Consider the following 23,294-nt stretch of genomic DNA (forward strand, 5'->3'; position numbering starts at 1 on the left):
CTCTTCACAGAGTAGGGCATACCCGTTTCTTGCTTTATAATGGAGTAAATAAGGTTTCCAAGAATAATAAAGTAGAGATTTTGCAAAAGAAAGGAAGAATTTTTTTATGAGCAACATACTGGAACATATGAGAGTAGCGGCGGCAGAAATGGAAGGTGGTGCTGCTTTCACCCTGCCTCGAGTCGTTGTTGTAGAGCCTAGAGCACTTAATAAGGTAGTTCCGTTCATGGAGGAACAGGGCTGGAAGACTCCGCTGCTGGTTGCCGATATACATACGCTTAAAGCCGCAGGAGGGAGTGTGGAGAAAGGGTGCAAGGAAGCTGGAATTCCGATTCATATTACGCTGGTGCTGCCTAATGCAATAGGGGATGTTATCGCTGATGAAGCTTCGGTGGTGCAGGTTCTTTTGGCAGTTCAGCACAATAAAGCGGATGCGATCATCGTCTTAGGTTCAGGTACACTGCATGATGTAGCCCGATATGCCGCGTATACCGCGGGGATTCCCTTTCTGTCCATACCCACCGCTCCTTCGGTGGACGGCTTTACTTCCAATGGTTCGCCGCTGATTATCCGTGGTAACAAGCTAACGATACTGGCTGCGGGTCCAGTTGCTATTTTTGCGGATACGGATATATTGCGGAAAGCACCAGCGGCAATGATCGCTGCCGGCTTTGGAGATATGCTGGGTAAGTATACGTCTTTATTTGACTGGAAATTTGGACGTTTGACGGCAGACGAACCCTACTCTACAGTTGTAGCAGCTATTACTGAAAAGGCACTTTCAGCTTGTGTGACTCATGCGGAAGATATAGGCAGTCATAGCGAGTTGGGTATCCGTGTACTGACAGAGGCTCTTATTGAATCCGGTTTGGCTATATTGCTGTTTGGTCAATCCCATTCCGCTTCGGGGGCAGAGCATCACCTGTCTCATTATTGGGAGATGGAGTATATTCGTACGGGAAGACGACAGTTGCTGCACGGGGCCAAGGTAGGGGTAGCCTGCGCGGAAATTTCCTCGCTGTACTATGAATTGGCAGATTTACCGGGATTGGATAATAATAGCCAATGGGAGCGGGTACGCAACGAAGTGAACCGGCTGCCAACATCTGATCGGATACGCGAGTTGCTACGTACCGTACACGGACCTTCAACGCTGGAAGAACTGGGTGTGAGTAATGATCTGTTGCGTAGAAGCCTTGAGGAGGCGCATTTGATCCGGATGAACCGCCATACATTGCTGCGGGCGTTTAACGAGGGTACGATAGCGACTGTATTGGCGGAATAAAGAACTTTTAGGGTTCTGCTCTAATTCCACTATCTTGCCGCAGCGTCGGAGTAAGGAAGTTAACCACGGATTCCGGATTGCTTTTGCGGAAGCCTCCGGGCGTACAACCCACCCAAGCTGCGAATTGGCGACTGAAGCTCTGTACGTTCACATAACCGAGCCGGTAGGCAATTTGCTCGATCGTATCATTGCTGCTGTTTAGCATCTGCATCGCTTCCTGCTGTTTCAGGATCATCAGATACTGGCGCGGGGACATGCCATAGGCTTGCCGGAACAGGCGGTGGCAGTGCCGGCGGCTGATGTTCAGGTGCCGGGATATTTCCTCCAGCCAGTCACTGCCCAAGGATTCTCCATCTTCTCCAGTAGCGAGGCTGCTGGATTCCTCAGAGATCGTTGGCTTACGCAGCAGGTTCTCTATTTCTTTGGCAATCAGGTAGGCAGGCTCACGCTGCGCAGCAGGCAGTCTGCGGGCAGTGTTCTCGTTAAAATACGTTTGAATGGCTTCCATCAGGTTCAGCACCTTTAGCATGACCTTTGCGGTCCGAAGCGGTACCTCCTGCAGAGCGACCATAAGCTCGTTAATCCAGGGCAATAGTACTTCAGTCAGCGGATGCCCCTGCCGATAGAAAGCTTTGTTCTCCGTTTCGAATAAATGCAGCAGCGCAGCTTCCTCAATCTGTACGTGTGCAGCAAAGAAGGAGGCTCCTTCACTGTGCTGAGCTCCATACCCGTGAATCTGCATTGGTGAGATGAGTACAAGGTCACCGGGGGCAAGCTCTTGCTCTGCATTTCCATGAATAGCAGTAAGCCTGCCCTCCAGCACCAGCAGGAATTCGAACATCATATGATGCACGTGCCGGCCACATACCCATCCCGGAGTAACAGCGCGGAAGTGGGGGGCATAAAGGCAAATCTCCGGGCGGATATGCGGGAAATAAACCTCAGCAGCCTTAGTGTGAATCACAATCTGTCATCTCCTTCCAGTCCGATTATGTTAAACCTTAAGCCCAAATAAGACCGATCATGTTATAGAAGATTATTGCTTACCGTTCTATACTGACTAGTGATTTGAATTATAGTCTAAAAAGCGGGTGGATAACATGGCAAAACCGGAAATGACGCTTGATTACATGAAATGGTTTCAGGAGGAGAACAACAAGAGTGCCAAAATGAATCCGTTCGCGCTGCTGAGCCGGCTGTTTCGTGAGCATGGCCGTGAGGTAGGGCTTTCAGCTTTCTATTACATGCTCAAGGCATCGCCAGTATGGTTGCTGCCTTTGATTACGGCCAATATTATTAACATCGTGAGCTATCCTGAGCGGCATACGATGGGTGAATTCTGGATCAATCTGGCTGTTATCATTATTTTTATTCTGCAAAATATTCCGACACATACGCTGCATATCAGCTATATCAGCAAAGCTGTGCGGCATGTAGAGGCTGGACTGCGCAGCACACTGGTGCGTAAGCTCCAGCAGCTGTCACTTAGTTACCATGGGGACATGAATGCCGGAAGGCTGCAGTCCAAGGTGCTGCGCGATGTAGAGGCGATTGATTTCCTCTCCAGACAGATGTTGATGACGATTATCCCAGCAGGGATTAACCTGATAGTCATAATCGGGCTTACGTTGTACCATAGCTGGCTGGTCGCTCTCTTTTTCGTGCTAATGGCACCTGCCTCTATCTATCTCGTGCGGGTGTTCAAGAATAAGATGTCCAGCCGTAACCGTGAGGTGCGGAGGAATATTGAGACGATGTCCGGCAAGGTATCGGAGACGGTTGAGATGATTCCGGTTACCCGTGCGCACGGTCTGGAGGATGTGGAAATCCGCAAAGTGGATGCTGCATTGCAGGATATCCGGGAGCGGGGGCATCGGCTGGATGTACTGGAGGCTTATTTTGGCTCCTCAAGCTGGGTTGTATTTCAACTGTTCCAGGTCGGCTGTTTGTTCTTTACAGCTTATCTTGCACATAAGGGCTACATGGAAATCGGTGATATCGTGATGTATCAGGGCTTTTTCAATATGATTATCGGCTCGGTCAGCTCCATTCTTAATGTGTACCCGAACCTGGTCAAAGGGACAGAATCACTGCATTCCGTCACGGAAGTACTACTGTCCTCGGATACGGAAGAATACAAAGGTCGGACTAAGCTTGAGGATATCCGCGGTACATACAGCTTCGAGAATGTTGCCTTCAACTATAAGGAATCGGATCGACATGTGCTCGACCAGTTCTCATTGGAGGTTAAGGCGGGAGAACGAATTGCTTTTGTGGGGGAATCGGGTTCTGGTAAATCAACGATACTTAGCCTGATTATTGGCTTCTATAAACCTCAGAGCGGTGTAATCAAGGTGGATGGAGTTCCCATGGCTGAGCTCAGCATGAAAAAATACCGTCAATCGTTAGCCATTGTGCTGCAGAATAACATTTTGTTCTCCGGTACCATTCGTGAGAATATTTCCTATGGTCTGCCCGACATCTCTGATGAAAAGGTACAGCAGGCTGTCTATATGGCCAATCTGCAGGATGTGATCGATGGTTTGCCGCAGGGGATTGAGACCTCTGTTGGAGAGCATGGCGGTCGGCTGTCCGGTGGCCAACGCCAACGGATCGCGATTGCACGAGCCCTGGTCAGAGATCCACGGATTATTATTCTCGATGAAGCAACCTCGGCGCTCGACAATGTGTCGGAGCGTCATGTACAGAGCGCGATAGAGACGCTGATGACAGGACGCACCACCTTTATCGTCGCCCACCGTTTGTCCACCGTCCGCAATGCTGATCGCATTGTTGTGATGAAGAAAGGGCGGATTGTCGAGATAGGTACCTACGATGAACTGCTGGCGATGAATGGCGAGTTCTACAAGCTGAAGAATTTGTAGATGTAGTAGATCGCTTTAAATTAAGCAAATTTTTATGAGGGCTTCATGTGGCTTTAAGCTAAGGGCTTTATAGTAATCACATGACCCCCTTATAATATACTTTGACCCCGCCAAACGTTGGTGGGGTCACTTTTTTTTGTGTTTGCGAACATTAACAGAACATCTGCTTATTTCCGATAAATAACAGATATATGAATTCATCATCATGGGGGAATTATTATGGATATCTCAGATTATCAAGAGGTTACCGATCAGCTTATTGTCAAATCTATGGAACAAAACCTGGCGATTATACGTTTTGGCCTGGATCGTCGTGTGACCTACGTTAATGATATTTTTGCCCGCTCCATGGGTTATATAAAAGAGAATATGTATGGAATGCACCATAAAGATCTTTGTTTCCCCCAATTTGTGAACAGTCCGGATTATGAAAAGTTCTGGCAGGACCTACTGTCAGGAAAAAGCTATCAAGATAAAATTGAACGGATGGATTCGCAAGGCAATACCATTTGGCTCGAAGCTACTTATATGCCTGTGTTCGACGAGCAGAATGAAAAAGTGCTCAGTATATCCAAGGTAGCAACGGATATTACTGAAAGACAAAATAACATTAGCATTGTTGTCGCCCGTATGCAGGAAATGGCAGACAGTCTGAATCAACGCGCCGAGACAGGAATTGCACGAAGTCAGGAATTATTGGTGAGCATCAACAAGATTGCGGAAGTATCTCTGGACAATACCATGATCCTGACCGAACTGCAGAAGGAAGCGGTAACGATCCATGGAATGGTGCAAACTATTCGTAATATCGCTTCACAGACCCACCTATTAGCCCTTAATGCGGCGATTGAGGCCGCTCATGCTGGAGAGTTTGGTCGAGGGTTTGATGTAGTAGCCAAAGAAGTAAGGAAATTGTCGTCAATGGTCGAGAATACGATCATTGAGGTCCGGGATAGTGTGGAAGCCATAACCATAGAAGTTGCAAAAATCTCCAGTGGCACCAACCGTGTACAAGAAAATGTAGAGAATAGTCAGCAGCAAATTGAAGTGGCGTTGAATGATTTCACAACAATTGCTACTTCTGCTCAGGATCTCGATAATCAAGCACGCGAAGTGTTAAATTCTATCTAGATCATGGCGAGAGTGCAAAAGAAGCGCGTACCTTTCGGGGGATGTGCTTCTTTTTTGGTCTTGTGTTCCCCCCTTTTGTTGATATACAGTTAGTAGATGCACCCTGCGGGGTTCCAGAAATCATGTGTACTGTTAAAGGAGAGAAGAGCCTTGGAAGTAACTCGTTGTGGCTGGGTCAATGAAGATCCTCTATATATAGCATATCATGATGAGGAGTGGGGCAAGCCTCTTTATGAGGACAGAAAGCTGTTTGAATTGCTGATGCTGGAGGGCATGCAGGCCGGACTGAGCTGGTATACCATACTGAAGAAACGAGATCGCTTTAGAATAGCATTCGACGGGTTTGATCCGGAAATTATTGTGCATTATGATGATGAGAAAATGGAAGAGCTCATGAATGACAGCGGCATCATCAGAAACCGCTTAAAGATAGACTCTATTGTCCGGAATGCAGGTGTGTATTTGCAGATTTGCCGCGAAGAGAGCAGTTTTGCAGATTATCTCTGGAGTTTTGCAGGTGGAGCACCGCTAATTAACCATTGGGAGCACAGAGCTGAAGTACCAGCTACAACTCCACAGTCCGATGCGATGAGCAAGGCCTTGAAGAAGAAAGGCATGAAATTTGTGGGCTCGACCATCTGTTATGCCTTCATGCAATCATCCGGCATGGTGAATGACCATACCTTGAACTGTTTTTGCCGCAATAGCGATCTCGACCTGCTGCGCTGATCCACAGTTTGGCGCTAGACCAGCAAGAAATGTTATACTGTCCAGAGCAGCAGATGCTCCACAAAACTAAGCGAATGCTTACGAAGCCAGTTTTGAACGAAGCTGATCCAAGAAGCAGATGCTCCACAAAACTTTCAGGAGGATTCAAAACAATGTTATGGCATGAACTGACGATACATACAACAGAAGAAGCACAGGAAATGATCTCCAATCTGCTGTACGAAGCAGGCGCGGGCGGTGTTTCTATTGAGGAATCCGGTACGCTGAATAAAGTACGTGATACACGTTACGGTGAATTATACGATCAGCCGCTGAATGACATTCCCGAAGGGGAAGCGGTCATTAAAGGCTATTATTCCGATACCGTCTCCATGGAAGCCATTATAGAAGAGCTGACCCCAAGAGTGGAGGAACTGCGCGAATTCGGTATAGATCCTGGCAAAGCGCTGATCTCCTGGACAACCGTCGACGAAGATGAATGGGCCCATGCCTGGAAGCAATATTTTAAGCCACTACGTGTTTCCGAGCGCCTTACGATCAAACCGACTTGGGAGGAATATACGCCTGAAAGTCCGGAGGAGAAGATTATAGAGCTGGACCCAGGTATGGCATTCGGCACCGGTACCCATCCTACTACGGCGCTGTGCTTGCGTGCCCTGGAGAAGAATATTAGCGGCGGTGAGGAAGTGATCGACGTGGGTACAGGTTCAGGTATTCTGGCGGTAGGCGCAATGCTGCTGGGTGCGAAGTCCGTGCTGGCACTCGATCTGGACCCGGTGGCAGTAGCTAGTGCTCAGGAGAATGTAGCGTTGAATAAACTCCAGCAGGCCATTACGGTAAAAGAAAGCGACCTTCTGACGCTGCTCGGCGGCGCTGGTGTAGCAGATACGGTGGCAGGGGATATGTGGCCATCTGCCAGACCTGGCCATACCTTGGGTGAGAATGTCTTGCCTGCTGATGCTGAACAAGAAGCTGAAGGCAGCCTCGGAGTTACGCTCCCAGTACAAATAGTAGTGGCGAATATTTTGGCGGAAATCATTGTGCTGTTTACAGAGGATGTCTACCGTGCGCTTAAACCGGGTGGCATTTATATTACTTCCGGTATTTATAAGGATAAAGAAGGGCTTGTGGCACAGGCGCTGACAGCCTCCGGTTTTGACATTATTGAAGTATCCCATGAAGAAGATTGGGTGGCATTTACAGCCGGAAAGAGGTAAAAATGGATTTATTACAGAGCTTTATACGTATACCGCTGGAACAGCTTCCATTCTTTCTGATTACTCTGCTTATCGCCTTTACGGTGCATGAGTTCAGCCATGCTTATTTTGCAAATAAGTTTGGTGATCCGACAGCCCGGTTGCTGGGACGCATGACACTTAATCCAGCCGTTCATTTTGATTTCTTTGGGATCATCCTAATGCTCATCGCGGGCTTCGGCTGGGCGCGTCCGGTTCCGGTAAACCGCGAGAACTTTAGTCGTCCCCGTCTTATGGGCGTCGTTGTATCCATTGTTGGACCCATAAGCAATTTACTACTTGGGATTCTGGGTGCGTTAATTTATGCAGCACTTGAGGCAAGTGGAGCTTTAAATGCGATCTCCAATGACCGTTTACTTCAGGCTATTTACATGTTTTTTGGTATTTTCATTCAACTCAATTTCTTTCTGTTCCTGTTCAATCTCATTCCGCTGCCGCCGCTGGATGGTTACCGGATTGTAGAAGATATCGCTCCACGCCCCATTCGCGGGAAATTACAGCAATACGAGCAGTGGGCTTCGTTTCTTTTTCTGCTGATCGTCTTTCTCCCTGGTTTGCGGGCTTACACCATTACACCCCTTAATAATTGGTCCACTCAACTGGCAGGAGAATTTGTGAACCTTTTCTATAAGTTATCCCTTAAGATATTTGGCAGCTAAAGAAGTAAATCAAGGAACAGGATGATGATGACATGCAACGATATTTCGTTACACCAGAGCAGTTCAACGATAGCACAGTGAGAATCGACGGTGAGGATGCCCGTCATATCGCCAAGGTAATGCGCGGCAAAGCAGGGGACAAGCTGATCGTCAGCGATGGTATTTCTCGCGAAGCATTAGTGGAAATTGCTATTATCGAAATTGGTGAAGTAACAGTGAATATTTTGGAAGCACTGGAGATGACCCATGAGCCACGGGTCAAGATTACGGTAGCCCAAAGCTTGCCCAAGGCGGACAAGATGGAGACGGTTATTCAGAAATGCACGGAGATTGGCGCCGTGTCCTTTATTCCATTTCTGTCAGAGCGCACAATCGTGCAATACGACGAGCGCAAGGAGAGCAAACGGCTGGAACGCTGGCGCAAAATTTGCAAGGAAGCAGCGGAGCAAGCTCACCGGAACATCGTGCCAGAGGTAAGCGCACCCTTGACATGGAAGAAACTATTACAGTCCTTCGGGGAATTTGACGCTGTTTATTTTTGCTATGAGAAGGAAGAGGGCATGCAACTGCGCAGTGCAGCAGCACCATGGGTATCTGCACTATCTCCAAAGTCCTCAGGCAAGGTGATGATTGTAGTGGGTCCTGAAGGTGGCTTCAGCCCAGAGGAATGTCTCGGAGCCGAGGAGGCAGGGGCGCTTTCCGTAGGTCTGGGACGGCGTATTCTGCGCTGCGAGACGGCGGGAATGGTTGCTGCTGCCTGCATTCTGTATGAATCGGGAGAAATGGGGGGAGCTTGAGTTATGTCATCCGTAGCATTTTATACATTAGGTTGTAAAGTTAATTTCTATGATACTGAAGCCATTTGGCAGCTGTTCAAAAATGAAGGCTACGAACAGGTCGATTTTGAAGGGCCAGCCGATGTCTATCTGATTAATACTTGTACCGTAACCAATACCGGAGATAAGAAAAGTCGCCAAATGATTCGGCGGGCCGTTCGCCGTAATCCAGAAGCCATCGTGGCTGTTACGGGCTGCTATGCGCAGACCTCTCCCGGCGAGATTCTGGACATTCCCGGTGTTGATCTCGTCATTGGCAACCAGGACCGCGACCAGATTATGACCCATGTGAAGAATATTCAGGCCACACGCCAGCCGGTCAACGCTGTCCGCAACATTATGAAGACGCGTGAATTTGAGGAAATGGATGTACCTGGCTTTGCTGACCGGACACGGGCTTTCATGAAGATCCAGGATGGCTGCAACAACTTCTGTACGTTCTGCATCATTCCGTGGTCGCGTGGTCTGTCCCGCAGCCGTGATCCCAAGAGCATTATCACTCAGGCTAAGCAGTTGGTGGCAGCTGGTTATAAAGAATTCGTCCTGACAGGTATTCACACCGGAGGTTACGGTGATGATCTTGAGAATTACCGGCTGTCCGATCTGCTGTGGGAGCTGGATCAAGTGGAGGGGCTGGAACGGGTGCGTATCAGCTCGATTGAGGCCAGTCAGATTGATGAGAAGCTGCTTGAGGTGCTGAATCGTTCCACCAAAATGTGCCGCCATCTACACATACCACTACAGGCTGGACATAACGAGGTGCTGAAAGCGATGCACCGTAAATATACGACCGAAGAGTATTATGCCAAAATCGGGCTGATCCGTCAGGCCATGCCGGATGTCGGCATTACAACAGACGTGATTGTTGGTTTTCCGGGTGAAACCGATGAGATGTTCCGTGCCGGATATGATTTCATGAAGGCGGTGGGCTTCTCGGAAATGCATGTATTCCCGTATTCCAAGCGGACGGGTACACCAGCGGCACGAATGGATCACCAAATTGATGAGGAGATCAAGAATGACCGCGTCCAGCAGCTGATTGATCTCTCTGAGGAAATGCAGCTGACCTATGCACGTACATTTGTCGGTCAGACAGTGAGCGTCATTGCGGAAAGATCGGCGAAAGGCGCACCTGGCCGGGCTGTACAGCATGGCTTTAGTGACAATTACCTGCAGATTCTTTTTAACGGTGATGATTCACTGCAGGGAGAGCTTTGCCAGATTAAAATAACTGAAGCCGGTGTTAACGAATGCCGGGGCGAGCTGGTTGGCATAAGTCATGACAGTCTGCAGACATCTGCTGGTTAAGGGATGTAGCTTAAACATTGCACCAAGGATTTCATTTCATTTTTGGAGATGGAATCCTTATTGAAAGATAAGAATTTATATGTCTTACACGATAACTTATGCTTATATTTCTCGAAGAAACGGATACCGTCCACAAAAGGATGGCAAAGCCGTTTCTTCTTGTTATCTATGAAGTTTAATTTTAAGAAAAGGAGGAACTTGTATGGTGTACAAGGAAATTTCGGCTGGTGGTGTTGTATATCGCAAGGGTAACTCAGGCTTGGAAATCCAGCTGATTGTGGACCGTTACGGCAAAGTAGCACTTCCTAAAGGGAAGATGGAAGTCGGAGAAACGGTTGAGGAGACGGCCCTGCGTGAGATTCTCGAAGAGACAGGTACCATTGGGGTAGTTATAGCACCCGTGGATATCATTAAATATACGTACCATCATCCGGTGCACGGTAAGGTGGATAAAGAGGTTCATTATTTTTTGGTGGAAGCTACGGGCGGCGTAACTGAGGCGCAACTTGCGGAGATCAGCGCTGTGGAATGGCATGAGCCGCTTAACGCCTGGGCGAGAGGAACTAGTAATTCTTACTCCAATAATATCCATATTTTGCGCAAGGCACTCACTCTACTGGGTATTAAGGTGCTCTAGTTACAAAGTCCTGAATTCAGTCTAAACCTGAAGGAATATGAGAATAAGGTAAACACTTGAGGGCTAGATGTCGATATAAGTGGAAGAGTGTGGAAAATAACATTATAGCCTAAGGAGAGAACTGATGACTGTGTACAGGAAAATGACGAAATTGCTCCTCATTATGATACTACTTGCTACTGCTGTTTTTCCGGTAAGCGTCTTGGCAGCTACGGGCGACGTCAACTCGATTGAATTTGATAGTTCGGCGAAAGTGGAGCTTATTGTGGGCCAAACGCCGAAGCAACTGAAGGTATATGCCAGTGTCGAAGGGTCTTCCTCCAAAAAGGATGTGACTGCCTCGACAGTATGGAGTTCCTCAAAAAGCAACGTTGTGCAGGTGGTCAATGGTCAGCTAACTCCACTGGTTAGTGGTACTGCTATCATTACAGCTACGTATAAAGATGCCCTCACCTCTGTTGAGGTATCTGTTACCTATCCCTATAAGGAATTGAAACTGGTGCCTAGCTCCACCGGCAACTATAAATTGGGTGACGATGAAGATCAATTGCTCGTTAAAGCCAGTGCTCTTGGTGGTAAGTCGGAGACTACCGACAATGATGTAACCGCTGATGCTGACTGGAGCAGTTCAAATACCAACGTATTGAGCATAACAGCAGGCAAGATTACGCTTGCGGGCGAAGGTACGGCAACGATCACTGCCAAATACAGGGGCTTGACAGCTACCTACAAAGCTACGGTGCAATTGCCTTACTCTGCGATTGAGCTTAAGGAGATAGTGAAAGGTACAATTGTTAAAGAGCTCGAAATGCTGAATGGAGACAACCCGTTGCAGCTGAGTGCTGTAACCCAAATCTCAGCAGTAAACGCAGTAAGCGAGGATATTACAAAGAAGGCTGAATGGAACTCCTCTAACGTGGCTGTGGCTACTGTAAAAGAAGGGTTAATTAAAGTGCTGTCCTCTGGTAAGACTGTCATCTCAGTTAATTACCTAGGCATTTCAGCTTCGGTTGATGTATATGTTCGTGCGCCTTTCGAAGCAATGCTGTTAACTCCCTCTGGAGATCATTCCTTGTTCATGGGTGAGAGCTTAGAGGTTGAGGCAGATGTGAGAGATGCAGCGAATTCAACAAAGCCTGTATCCAAAGAAGCGGTGTGGAGTTCTGATAATCAACTGGCGGCAACTGCAACAGTGGCGGCTGACGGGTTGTCTGCCGTCATTGCAGCTAAGGCAGTCGGAACCACGACGATTAAAGCGGAATACAAAGGAGTTAACAAAACCTTCAAGCTGACTGTATATCCAACGATTACAGCTCTGGAAGCGGAGAAGAATGAGAAGACGGATAAAACCGATCAGGAATTATATAAGGCAGACTCCGTAAGCTTGCCGAAGGTTAACGGAACGAAGCTGGATGAAACGAAGCTGGATCTCAGTCAGGAGATTACGTGGACATCTAGCAATGTAGACGTTGCTTTGGTTAAGGACGGCAAATTGGTCGCAGTATCAGCAGGAACGGCTAGCATTACTGGCAGGCTGAAGGGCGGGGATGTCTCTGCACCCTTAGCGGCTATCCGTTCTCAAAGCGTTGAAATAAAAGTAACGGTAAAGGATAAGGTGCTTATCCTGATTGGGCCTGAGGATAACTTGGGTCTTGTCACTGGTGAAGAAGAGGCGCTTCCCACGATTCAGGCGATTATGGAAAATGGTGAGGAACGAGATGTAACAGGAACGATCGAATGGACACTTACCGGTACAACTGCCGTTATCAAACAGACTACTACTGGTAAAGTCATTAAAGGTCTAGTGAAAGGTTCAGCGAGTTTAAAAGGTACCTATGCGAATATGACCATCAGCATTCCGGTTACGATTGAGCAAAAGGTCGTCAAGCTTGTAGTTGAACCAGCGACCTTGGAAATGAATATCAAAGGCTCCAAGTCGATCAAGGTGACTGGAACTTATTCCACAGGCAAAACGGCGAATTTCTCAGGCGGAATGAACTGGAACTCTTCAAATCCTGAGGTGGCTACCGTGACAGGTACCTCCGTTAAGGCTGTAGCCGAAGGAACGACTACATTAACAGGATCGTATCAAGGCATAGCTGCAACGGTCAAAATCACAGTTGTTCCCAAGCTGACTAAGGTGACAGTCAGTGAAACCAGACTGAAGCTGGCTTCAGGTTATACCAAAACCGTAGTTGTGACAGCACTTTACGACACCGGCAAAGAGGTAATTGTTACAGATAACGTTATCTGGACAAGCTCTAAGCCTTCTGTAGCGAAAGTGAACGCCTCTGGCAGTATTACAGCTGTGAGCAAAGGTACGGCATCAATTAAAGGTAAATTCGATAGCAAAACTGTGACTGTTTCGGTAACTGTGAATTAAATTATTGTATGGAGGTGCCGTCCATAAAGGGCGGCACCTCTTTTTTTTCTGGGAAAATCTCTATTTTAATAAATATATTTGTTGCCCTCTAGTAATTCCAACTAATCCGATGTATAATTCCAAAAACTACATGCACAGTAGCATGTGAATACGGTAGGAAGCTATACATTCATGGATCAAGGGAGATGGGATCGTTGGGGAAACATAAAGCGTTATCAATCAAGACGATTGTAGCTATTGGTATCGGTTCTGCGTTATTCGTTATTCTGGGAAGATTTGGCTCCATTCCGTCCGGTGTTCCCAATACTAACATTGAGACGACATACGCTTTGCTTGCATTGTTTGCGTTATTATATGGTCCGGTTGCGGGGGTGCTGATTGGTCTGATCGGTCACACACTAAAGGATGCTATTTTTTACGGTTCGCCTTGGTTCAGTTGGGTTATTGCTTCAGGGTTGGTCGGGTTGATTATTGGCCTGCTAACCTCCAGAATAGCCATCCATGATGGAGAATTTGGCAAGAGGGAACTCATCCGCTTTAACCTAGCTCAAATTGCGGCGAATGCAGTGGCCTGGTTCATCGTAGCGCCGGTACTGGATATTCTCATTTATGCGGAACCTGCTAATAAAGTGTTTACGCAAGGGTTAATTGCTGGAGCAGCGAATATAGTGACGGTAGCGATAATTGGCTCCTTGCTGGCGGTCGCTTATGCCAAAACAAGAACGAAACAAGGAAGCTTGAGTAAGGAAGCTTGAGTAAGGAAGCTTAATTTAGTCCACTCTAGATCCTCTACAAATCAAATCACTAGAAAAGTCGGTAGATACTACCGGCTTTTCTCTTTTGCACATATGGCATAGATCATCAGGGGAGGAAGGTTAAATATGAAAAAAGCGGTCATTGAATTCGTGGATTTCAGTTTTCAATACCGGGCTCAGAAGGAGCCTACTCTCCACGGTATTACTCTAACGATAACAGAAGGAGAGAAAGTGCTTATTGTCGGGCCGTCCGGTTCAGGCAAAAGTACGCTGGCCCACTGCATCAACGGCTTAATTCCCTTTGCCTATGCAGGAGAAATGACGGGCTTGCTGCGGATTATGGGGCAGGAGCAGAAGGAGATGAGCATCGCCGAGCTGTCTGACCGGGTTGGAACTGTACTGCAAGACCCGGATGGGCAGTTTGTCGGCTTAACCGTCGGCGAGGATATTGCATTCAGGCTGGAGAATGATGCAATCCCACAGGCAGAGATGCTGGAGAAGGTATCTGCTGCGGCAATAGCTGTCGATATTTCTGAATTTCTGTCATCTTCCCCGCAGGAATTGTCAGGCGGACAAAAGCAAAAAACGACATTAGGCGGAGTGCTTGTGGGGGAGGTTGATATCCTGCTGTTCGATGAGCCGCTAGCAAGTCTAGATCCGTATACTGGGAAAAAGGCGATTGAACTCATTGACCGAGTGCACAGGGAAAGCGGTACAACAGTCATTATTATCGAGCACCGGCTTGAAGAGGTTCTCCATCGGTCGGTCGACCGCATTATTGTAATAGATGAAGGACGTATTGTCGCCGATCTGCCGGCTGCCGAGCTGTTGAGCGCCGATCTGCTTAGTACAGCAGGTATCCGGGAGCCACTGTATCTAACGGCGCTGAAATATGCGGGCTGCATCATTACTCCGGACATAAATCCGCAGCATATCGATGATATCCGGCTCGATGACTATACTGGCAAGCTCAAGCAATGGTATGAGGACAACAATGTCCAGCCGAAAATCACTGAATACCCAGCTCTGCTTGAATTGCGGAACGTCTCGTTCGGTTATGAGAAGAATCGGCCAGTGCTTCAGGAGCTCTCGCTGCGCATCGGCAAAGGAGAGATGCTGAGCATCGCTGGGCGGAATGGAGCTGGGAAATCTACCTTATCCAAGCTCATTTGTGGATTCTATCGGCCTACATCGGGAACGATCTGGATGAACGGACGGGATATTGGCCCGGATTCGATTAAGGAGCGCGCGGATCGGATTGGTTTTGTGATGCAGAATCCGAACCATATGATCTCTAAGACGCTCCTGTATGATGAGGTTGCGCTAGGGCTTGTACTGCGGGGGGCTTCGGCGGAACATATCCGTGACAGGGTGCATGCTATTCTGAAGGTGTGCGGGCTATATGCTTTTCGCAGCTGGCCGATTTCGGCGCTAAGTTATGGTCAGAAGAAACGTGTCACGATTGCCTCAATTTTGGTGCTGGAGCCGGAAATAATTATTTTGGACGAACCAACTGCTGCTCAGGATTATCGGCATTATAATGAAATGATGGAGTTCCTGCTCACACTGGTCAGCCAAGGCATGACGGTGATGATGATCACCCATGATATGCACCTAATGCTGGAATATGCTGAACGGACCATTGTACTCGCAGACGGTGTGAAGCTTGCGGATGATAGTCCGGAGCGGGTGCTTGGCGACACGGAAGTCGTGCGAAGTGCCCATTTGAAAGAAACCTCGCTATTTACATTAGCTTTGAGAGCCGGAGTGGAACAGCCAAGCGAGTTCGTTAGGCGCTTTATTGCGTATGACAGGAGGGTCCGGGGCAGATGAAAGCCAATATGCTAACATTCACGAAGCAGGATTCACCGATTCATCGCCTCACAGGTGCTACCAAGCTGATTATTTTTGTAGTCTGGTCTGTGGCCGCGATGATTACATACGATACCAGGTGTTTGGCAGTGATGCTGGTATTTAGTCTATTTCCATTTATACTCTCCAAGGTTAAATTTCGGGACTATGCGTTTGTATTATCTTTGATTTTGCTCTTTTTTCTGTTAAATCAACTGGCCATCTTTATCTTTTCACCTTTGGAGGGAGTGCGTATTTATGGTTCGCGCCATGATATCGTTCATCTTGCAGGCAGGTACACCTTGACGTGGGAGCAACTGTTCTATCAATTCAATATTGCGCTAAAATATGCTGTAGTCCTTCCAATGGCGCTGCTTTTTCTGCTGACCACGGACCCCAGTGAATTTGCCGCCTCGTTAAACCGGCTGGGAGTAAACTATAAGATTGCTTATTCTGTGTCGCTTGCCCTGCGATATATTCCAGATGTTCAACGCGATTATGAGAACATATCGTTCTCTGCCCAGGCGCGCGGGATTGATATTTCCCGTAAAGAAAAGCTGTCCAGACGGGTGAAGAACATCATCTCGATTCTTATGCCCTTAATTCTAACCAGTATCGAGCGGATAGATAAGATTAGCACGGCCATGGAGCTGCGCGGCTTCGGACGCAAAACAAAACGAACCTGGTATAAGACCCGTCCATTCTCAAGTCAGGATTATATCGCTTTGGGACTAATCGCCTTGATTGCTATCGCCTCGACTGTGATTACATTTCACGATGGATCGCGGTTTTATAACATCTTTGAACCCAATTGAAGTATAATAGTACAGCGATAGCGTGAACATAAGGGTTAAGTCTGAAGACGTTTTTCCAGCCTAGACCATATAGGCAGATAGCATAAAGGCAGTGCTATAACTGAGCAGGCTACATTAAAAATAGTCTGGGAGTGGGCAATCTGCGAGGCTGGGCCGCCGCCGAGCCATGATGATATGTTGTGCAGCTGCGCGGTAAAGGGCAAGAAGAGCAGCGCGCCGCCAACGTTCAGCGCTACATGCGACCAGGCGACGAAGACGCCGGAAGGTGAGCCGCCGATCGAGGCGAGGACAGCTGTGACGCAGGTGCCAATATTGGCACCAAGTACGATGGCGATGCCGAGCTCTGGCGGCATCGCCCCGGAAGCGGCTACGCCCATGGCCATGGCGATGACCGCAGCGCTGCTATGCAGCAGGGCGGTTAGGCAGGCACCGGCGGCGAGTCCCCACAGCACGCTGGTAGCGGCGTGGTTCAAGAACCATTCGAATAGGCCGCTGCTCTGCAAGGCGGGGCCGATCGATTGCATTACAGCGATGCCCCATAGGACAAGCGCGAACCCGGCAACAGCCAGGCAGATGAACTGGAGGGGTTCGGCGATTCGCCGGCAGGCGGTTGACCGTGAGGCATTCAGCGGCAGCTCGCCAGCGATGACCGCCGCCGCCCACAGACTGAGTGAGGCGGCCAGCAGTGGAGAAGCTGCGGAGCTGATCTGCAGGCCGATTAGCTCCGTGGTCAGGCAGGTCCCGATATTGCTGCCCAGAATGATGCCAAGCGTACGGGCATAGGTAAGCAGCCCGGCATTAACCATGCCGATCGTCAACACGGTTACGGCTGTACTGCTCTGCAGCAGGGCTGACATCAGGCTGCTGGCGATCAAACCTTTTAACGGCGTGGCGGTTGCCAGGTTAAGACTTTTTCTCAGCAGCGGACCTGCCACTCTGGCCATTGCGGCTTCCAGCAGCTTCATACCAGCCAGAAAAATGATAAGACCATATAAGACAGGGAACAGCAGATCACGGATCATAGGGACAGACTCCTTTATGAACGAGGGTTGTACACCAATATATGATTGTAGTACAAGGGACATGTATAAACCATTTTTATAAGAATAGGGAGTTGAAGTTATTGGCATCAGTTACTTTAGAACGCAATCGCAAGAAGAGACTGGAGCAGGCCCATCCTTGGGTCTTTGCAGGTGAAATAGCATCGGTAGATGGAAGTCCGGAGGATGGCGGACTGGTGGATGTGCTTAATCATCAGGGGCGTTTTCTCGCTGTGGGATATTACAATACTTCTTCGCAGATCCGGGTGAGAATTGTCTCCCAAGCGCCGCTGGCGGCAATGGATACAGCCTTTTTCGCGGAACGGTTTACAAATTGTCACCAGCACCGAAATCGTTTTTTGCCAGGTGCAGATGCGTACCGTTTGGTCTATGGGGAAGCGGATTTTCTGCCGGGACTGATAGTTGATCGTTTTGGCGACATTCTTGTTGTGCAGCTGCTGACGCTCGGGATGGACAAGCACCGCGCCGAGATTGTGGAGGCGTTGGTTCAAGTCATGGCTCCACGCGGCATTTATGAGCGCAGTGATGTGAGCGTGCGTGAGCTGGAGGGTCTGGAGCAGACGACCGGCGTGCTGTACGGGGAGTGTCCCCGCCACGTTACGATAAGCGAAAATGGCTTGAAGCTGATCGTTGATATCGAAGAGGGACAAAAGACGGGTTACTTTTTTGACCAGCGCGAGAATAGAGCCTCTATCGCTCCACTTATGCAAGGCTGGGGTGGGCGCAGCGGGATTACCCTGCAGAAAATTGCTACAGAGGACGGCTCGTTGCAGATTCTGCCGGTTAACAAGAGTGGCAAACATGTCACTTTCCCTTATTGGGATGGGGCGACGGTGCTGGAATGCTTCTCGCACACCGGCAGCTTCACGCTGCACGCCTGCAAGTATGGTGCCAAGAAGGTAACCTGCCTAGATGTTTCGGCGCATGCCATCGAGAGCGCCAAGGTCAATGTGGAGTTGAATGGATACAGCGATCGTGTGGAGTTTGTGGTAGATGATGCTTTTGCTTACCTGCGCAACCACGTGAAGGGGATTGAGGAGCGTTCGGAGCGGGCAACGGCCACCACAGTTGCGAATGAATCTGACTCTGCAACAGGAGCAGTGAACACTCCTTCCAAATTCAAAGGGCCAGCAAAAGCGGATACCTCCAAGCCGATGACGGCTGGCGGCGGACGGACCTGGGATGTAGTTATCTTGGACCCTCCTGCTTTTGCCAAGGCCAAAGGTGCGGTGGCAGGGGCTGTGCGCGGCTACAAGGACATTAATCTGCATGGCATGAAGCTGGTGAATGAGGGTGGTTATCTTGTCACTGCAAGCTGCTCGTACCATATGCAGCCAGAGCTGTTTCTGGAGACCATCGCGGACGCAGCGAAGGATGCTGGCAAGATATTGCGATTGATCGAATGGCGGGCCGCTGGCAAGGACCATCCGCAGATTCTCGGCGTCGAAGAGGGGCATTATTTGAAGTTTGCTATATTTGAAGTGCGGAGTAAAAATAAATAAAGCTGAAACACGATTGAAGAGTCTCTGTGTTGAGACTCTTCTTTTTTTTGGGGATATTAGCAGGCGTAGTAAGCTTCTTGTCGTACATAATATGACTCCCATGCTACTTTATCAGCGGTCAGAAGAACCCTCTGAACCTTAGCGTCATGATTCGCGATGGATCAAGTGCTGATTTTGGTTTTGAAGCAAATATAGGTCAGGATTATATGTTTCACACAATAACTTATCCTTCTATTTCTCTGAGATAGACGGGTAGCGTTCATAAAGGGTGGCAAAGCTGTTTCTTTATATTTAACGACAATTCATGCCGTTAAATCGTCCGATTCATGCTTAATTCGATAATTAACTGCCATTTATGCTGTTAATTTCCTCTAACAAGAAAATTTTAGTAACGAATTGCTGAATTAGAGGCAGAAATTGCTGTTAATGAGTCTCCAAGAGCTGGATGACATCAATTAGCAGCAGAAAATGATGTTAATTTATTCCTCACAGACTATAGTCTATCTAACAGTGATCTAACTTTTACCTCCTTCCATTCATTTGAAAATAATCCCAAACGTATGTTCTCTCAAATGAGGTTATGGTATAATTATAGGATGAGCAAGGTGCAGGAATTATTATAATTCTACAGGTGGATTCCACCTGTAGTCTCTTTAAATCTCTTCGCCACGGAAGGAGTCTTGCGTTATGCCGGTAAACTTTTTAATAGGCCGCTCGGGCAGCGGTAAGACAACAAAGATATGGGAGTCGGTATCGGCCTCTTTAGAGGAGGAGCCGCTAGGGATGCCGATTATTGTGCTCGTTCCGGAGCAGGGCTCTTTTGGTGCGGAGCGGGGACTCTTGAGCGCTGGGAATGCCAAGGGAAGCATCCGAGCCCAGACGCTTAGCTTTTCGCGTCTCGCTTATCGGGTGAAGCAGGAAACTGGCGGCAGCGCAAGCCTGCCTATCAGTGAAGAAGGCAAGAAGATGCTGATCTATAGAATCATCAACCGCCGCAAAGAGGAGCTGAAGTTATTTGGAGCCTCTGCGGACAGACCAGGTTTTGTAGAGCGGCTTAGCCAATTGCATACGGAAATGAAACGCTGCTGTCTGGGTGCAGCCGACTTGGACGAGCAATTGTCCAGAATGCGCAACTCGATTGGAAGCAGTCCTATTCTCACAGGCAAGCTAGATGATTTACAACTTGTATTTAGCGACTTGGAGCAGGAAATGTCACGGCTGTATATTGACGAAGAAGACCGTTTGGCTGAACTGGCAGAGCATATCCCGGAGTCCGCCTATATTCGTGGAGCCGAGATTTGGGTAGATGGCTTTCATGGTTTTACTCCACAGGAATTTGTTGTGCTGCGCGAATTAATGCTGTGTGCGGCCAAACTGACTGTGTCGCTTACGCTTGACCGGACTTACCCTCCGGGAGAACAGCCGCATGAGCTGGAGCTCTTTCATCCTGCGGCGGTCACTTATATCAAGCTGCGTGGAATAGCGGAGGAACTGGGTGTGGAAATATGGGACGAGTTACTAAGCCCGCCTGTTCTTCCACGATTTGCAGCGTCTCCCGTGCTTGCACATTTGGAGCAGGGTTATGACCGCCGGACCCGCTGGCACGGAGATGATGCACAAATAACTGAAGCCATCTCCATCGGTGCTGCTGCCTCCCGTAGAGCGGAGGTTGAAGGAGCGTTGCGTGAAATGATCAGATTGGCGCGGGACGAAGGGGCAAAATACAGTGAAATGGCTGTGTTCATGCGTAATATTGGCGATTATGAGCAGCTGGTGACACCACTTTTTCAGGATTATGGAATCCCGTTTTTTCTGGATCAAAAAGTAAATGAGCTGCATCATCCGCTCATCGAATTTATTCGCTCTGCGCTGGATGTGGTGCGTCGCCGCTGGCGTTATGAGGATGTGTTTCGCTGCGTAAAGACCGATCTGCTGCTTCCGCTGGACCATAGTTTGACGCGCGAGGATATGGATGTTCTGGAGAACTATGTGCTGGCCTGTGGGATACAGGGATACCGCTGGACCGATGAACGGTCCTGGAGAGGTATACCGAGCCTATCGATGGAGGGTGGCCGAGGGGTGGATGAACATCTGCTGCTGACCATGGAACGTTGTCGGGCAGCGATAACGGGTCCGTTGTTCGCTTTTGAGAAACGTGTTAAGAAGAGCCGCAGCGGTCTTGAGCTGTGTACAGCGGTCTATAGTTTGCTCCAAGAGACAGATGCAGCACACAAGCTGGAAGCTATGAGCGCAAATTCTTTGGAGAAGGGGCAGCCGGAGGCTGCACGTGAACATAGTCAGCTATGGAGTGCGGTATTAGATCTGCTGGATCAAATTGTCGAAATGATGGGCAATGAGCGGTTGGAGTTTGACGTGTTCGCTGGTGTACTTGAGACTGGACTTGCCGAGCTGAAGATGGGGCTAGTTCCACCTGCGCTCGATCAGGTACTCATTGGGAATATGGACCGGACACGCACATCCGGTGTAAAATATGCTTTTTTGCTGGGATTTAATGAAGGTGTCGTTCCTGCACAGTTTAAGGAGGATGGCATTCTCTCGGAGGGAGAACGTTCTGTGCTGGAGAACGCCGGCATGGAACTGGCTCCGGGTTCTTCCCGTAAGCTGCTGGACGAGCGCTTTCTGATTTACAACGCGCTGACAACGGCGAGCAGAAGATTATGGGTCAGCTATGCGTCAGCTGATGAGGAAGGGAAACCTTTACTGCCTTCCGAGGTTATTCGCCATTTGCATAAAATGTTCCCCTCGGCACAGGAGCACTCACTTGTTGGCTTCCCACCAGTTGGCCTGAATGCAGAAGCTGGGGATTCCATGCATATGGGTTTTGTGGCTCAGCCGGAGCAGACTTTGCGCATGCTCATTATGCAACTGCGGCAGTGGCGTCAAGGAGTAGAAATTCCAGAGCTATGGTGGGATGTGTACAATTGGTTCACAGCGAATGAAGAACGGAAGCCGCAGTTGGAGCGTTTGCTAGGCTCTTTGTTCTACCGCAACGATGGGATAAAGCTAAAGCGTGGAACCAGTCTCAGGTTATATGGAGGTACAACGCTGCGCGGAAGCGTATCGCGTATGGAGAAGTTTGTAGGCTGTGCGTTCTCCCATTTTGCTTCATATGGCCTTAGATTAAGGGAGCGGCAGCTGTACAAGCTGCAAGCGCCCGATATTGGGCAGCTGTTCCATGCTGCGTTAAGCGATATGGCGAAACGCTTGCAGAATGAAGGCCGCGGCTGGGGAAGTATGACACCGGAGGAATGCCGACGCGAGGCCGGAGAGACAGTGGACCGCCTGTCGCCGATGCTGCAGGGCGAGATTCTAATGAGCTCCAAGCGTTATGGATACATCTCCCGCAAGCTGAAGAATATCGTTGGGAGAGCTACGGTTATTCTGGGAGAGCATGCGCGGCGGGGCAGCTTTGAGCCGGTTGGGCTCGAGCTTGATTTTGGACCGGGCAAGGATTTGCCTCCTTTAAGAATAACTTTGCCCAATGGTTGTGTAATGGAGGTAGTGGGACGGATTGACCGAGTGGACATGGCCGAAGGGGCGAATGGTATCCTGCTGCGGGTAATTGATTATAAATCGAGCCAAAAGGATCTTAAGCTGCATGAAGTGTACTATGGTTTATCGCTGCAAATGCTGACTTATCTCGATGTATTGCTAACCTATTCCGAACAATGGCTGGGCCGTCCTGCACTTCCAGCGGGCACGCTTTATTTCCATGTGCATGACCCACTGCTAACGTCACCCAATGGATTGAACCGGGAGCAGGCAGAGCAGGAATTGCTGAAACGCTTCAAGATGAAAGGGCTGCTGACAGCAGACCGCGAGATTGTCTCGCTGATGGATACCAGTCTGGACAAAGGGTATTCCTCAATCGTACCGGTCGCGGTGAAGAGCGATGGCAGTTTTTATAGCAGTGCCTCAGTGGCCACTCCGGAGCAGTGGGGACATTTGCTGTCCTCTGTGCGAAGCACGATTTCAGACATTGGAACCCGTATTACAGAGGGAGATGTAGAGATTCAGCCCTACCGTATTCAACAGGAGACGGCTTGTACCTTTTGCTCTTACCGGCCGGTATGCCAGTTCGATGAAGCGGTGGAAGGCAATGATTATAACAACCTTGGCAAGCCGGGCAAGGATATCATTTGGGACCTGCTGTCCCGCAAAGGAGGAGCTACGCTGTGAG

Annotated in this window: 17 protein-coding genes; 15 read left to right on the plus strand and 2 right to left on the minus strand. The window is 48.9% G+C overall.

The genetic code is table 11. The features are described from left to right. Positions 1–106: 106 nt before the first annotated feature. Positions 107–1,285, plus strand: coding sequence for a sn-glycerol-1-phosphate dehydrogenase (locus H1230_RS08560; protein ID WP_239715077.1), 1,179 nt, complete (start codon positions 107–109; stop codon positions 1,283–1,285). Positions 1,286–1,292: 7 nt separating this feature from the next. Here the strand turns inward: H1230_RS08560 and H1230_RS08565 are convergent, their stop codons facing one another. Further along, positions 1,293–2,249: a helix-turn-helix domain-containing protein gene (locus H1230_RS08565; RefSeq protein WP_239715078.1), complete on the minus strand. Its 957-nt coding sequence runs from the start codon at positions 2,247–2,249 to the stop codon at positions 1,293–1,295. Between the two features lie 136 nt (positions 2,250–2,385). Here H1230_RS08565 and H1230_RS08570 point away from each other — a divergent pair, with 136 nt between their 5' ends. The 12 genes from H1230_RS08570 (at position 2,386) to H1230_RS08625 (ending at position 16,530) form a co-directional block, all read left to right on the plus strand. Beyond that, the gene (locus tag H1230_RS08570) at positions 2,386–4,170 is read left to right on the plus strand and encodes an ABC transporter ATP-binding protein (protein ID WP_239715079.1); all 1,785 of its coding nucleotides are present in this window, start codon (positions 2,386–2,388) and stop codon (positions 4,168–4,170) included. Between the two features lie 219 nt (positions 4,171–4,389). Beyond that, on the plus strand, positions 4,390–5,301 hold the full coding sequence (locus H1230_RS08575) for a methyl-accepting chemotaxis protein (RefSeq protein WP_239715080.1): 912 nt from the start codon (positions 4,390–4,392) through the stop codon (positions 5,299–5,301). A gap of 150 nt (positions 5,302–5,451) precedes the next feature. Beyond that, entirely contained in the window at positions 5,452–6,030 is a 579-nt protein-coding gene (locus H1230_RS08580; protein ID WP_239715081.1) for a DNA-3-methyladenine glycosylase I, read from the plus strand. A gap of 152 nt (positions 6,031–6,182) precedes the next feature. After that, positions 6,183–7,247 carry a 50S ribosomal protein L11 methyltransferase gene (gene prmA / locus H1230_RS08585; RefSeq protein ID WP_239715082.1) on the plus strand — a complete coding sequence of 355 codons (1,065 nt, stop codon included), beginning with the start codon at positions 6,183–6,185 and terminating at the stop codon, positions 7,245–7,247. 2 nt (positions 7,248–7,249) lie between these two features. Further along, positions 7,250–7,945: a site-2 protease family protein gene (locus H1230_RS08590; protein ID WP_239715083.1), complete on the plus strand. Its 696-nt coding sequence runs from the start codon at positions 7,250–7,252 to the stop codon at positions 7,943–7,945. Positions 7,946–7,977: 32 nt separating this feature from the next. After that, complete coding sequence (locus tag H1230_RS08595) at positions 7,978–8,742, plus strand: RsmE family RNA methyltransferase (protein WP_239715084.1); 765 nt, start codon at positions 7,978–7,980, stop codon at positions 8,740–8,742. Between the two features lie 3 nt (positions 8,743–8,745). Beyond that, complete coding sequence (mtaB, locus tag H1230_RS08600) at positions 8,746–10,089, plus strand: tRNA (N(6)-L-threonylcarbamoyladenosine(37)-C(2))-methylthiotransferase MtaB (protein ID WP_239715085.1); 1,344 nt, start codon at positions 8,746–8,748, stop codon at positions 10,087–10,089. Between the two features lie 202 nt (positions 10,090–10,291). Then, on the plus strand, positions 10,292–10,726 hold the full coding sequence (locus H1230_RS08605) for an NUDIX hydrolase (protein WP_239715086.1): 435 nt from the start codon (positions 10,292–10,294) through the stop codon (positions 10,724–10,726). A 124-nt stretch (positions 10,727–10,850) separates the two neighbouring features. Beyond that, complete coding sequence (locus tag H1230_RS08610) at positions 10,851–13,109, plus strand: Ig-like domain-containing protein (RefSeq protein WP_239715087.1); 2,259 nt, start codon at positions 10,851–10,853, stop codon at positions 13,107–13,109. A gap of 194 nt (positions 13,110–13,303) precedes the next feature. Next, complete coding sequence (locus H1230_RS08615; protein ID WP_239715088.1) at positions 13,304–13,864, plus strand: ECF-type riboflavin transporter substrate-binding protein; 561 nt, start codon at positions 13,304–13,306, stop codon at positions 13,862–13,864. Between the two features lie 126 nt (positions 13,865–13,990). Further along, complete coding sequence (locus H1230_RS08620) at positions 13,991–15,697, plus strand: ABC transporter ATP-binding protein (RefSeq protein WP_239715089.1); 1,707 nt, start codon at positions 13,991–13,993, stop codon at positions 15,695–15,697. Continuing rightward, positions 15,694–16,530, plus strand: coding sequence for an energy-coupling factor transporter transmembrane component T family protein (locus H1230_RS08625; RefSeq protein ID WP_239715090.1), 837 nt, complete (start codon positions 15,694–15,696; stop codon positions 16,528–16,530). The genes H1230_RS08620 and H1230_RS08625 overlap by 4 nt, the downstream gene beginning before the upstream one ends. A 35-nt stretch (positions 16,531–16,565) precedes the next feature. Here the strand turns inward: H1230_RS08625 and H1230_RS08630 are convergent, their stop codons facing one another. Further along, entirely contained in the window at positions 16,566–17,552 is a 987-nt protein-coding gene (locus H1230_RS08630) for a Na/Pi cotransporter family protein (protein WP_239717204.1), read from the minus strand. A gap of 101 nt (positions 17,553–17,653) precedes the next feature. Here H1230_RS08630 and H1230_RS08635 point away from each other — a divergent pair, with 101 nt between their 5' ends. Further along, entirely contained in the window at positions 17,654–19,093 is a 1,440-nt protein-coding gene (locus H1230_RS08635) for a class I SAM-dependent rRNA methyltransferase (RefSeq protein WP_239715091.1), read from the plus strand. A gap of 687 nt (positions 19,094–19,780) precedes the next feature. Continuing rightward, on the plus strand, positions 19,781–23,293 hold the full coding sequence (gene addB / locus H1230_RS08640) for a helicase-exonuclease AddAB subunit AddB (protein ID WP_239715092.1): 3,513 nt from the start codon (positions 19,781–19,783) through the stop codon (positions 23,291–23,293). The last annotated feature ends 1 nt before the right edge of the window (position 23,294 follow it).

Source organism: Paenibacillus sp. 19GGS1-52 (assembly GCF_022369515.1).
GTDB lineage: Bacteria > Bacillota > Bacilli > Paenibacillales > Paenibacillaceae > Paenibacillus_AQ.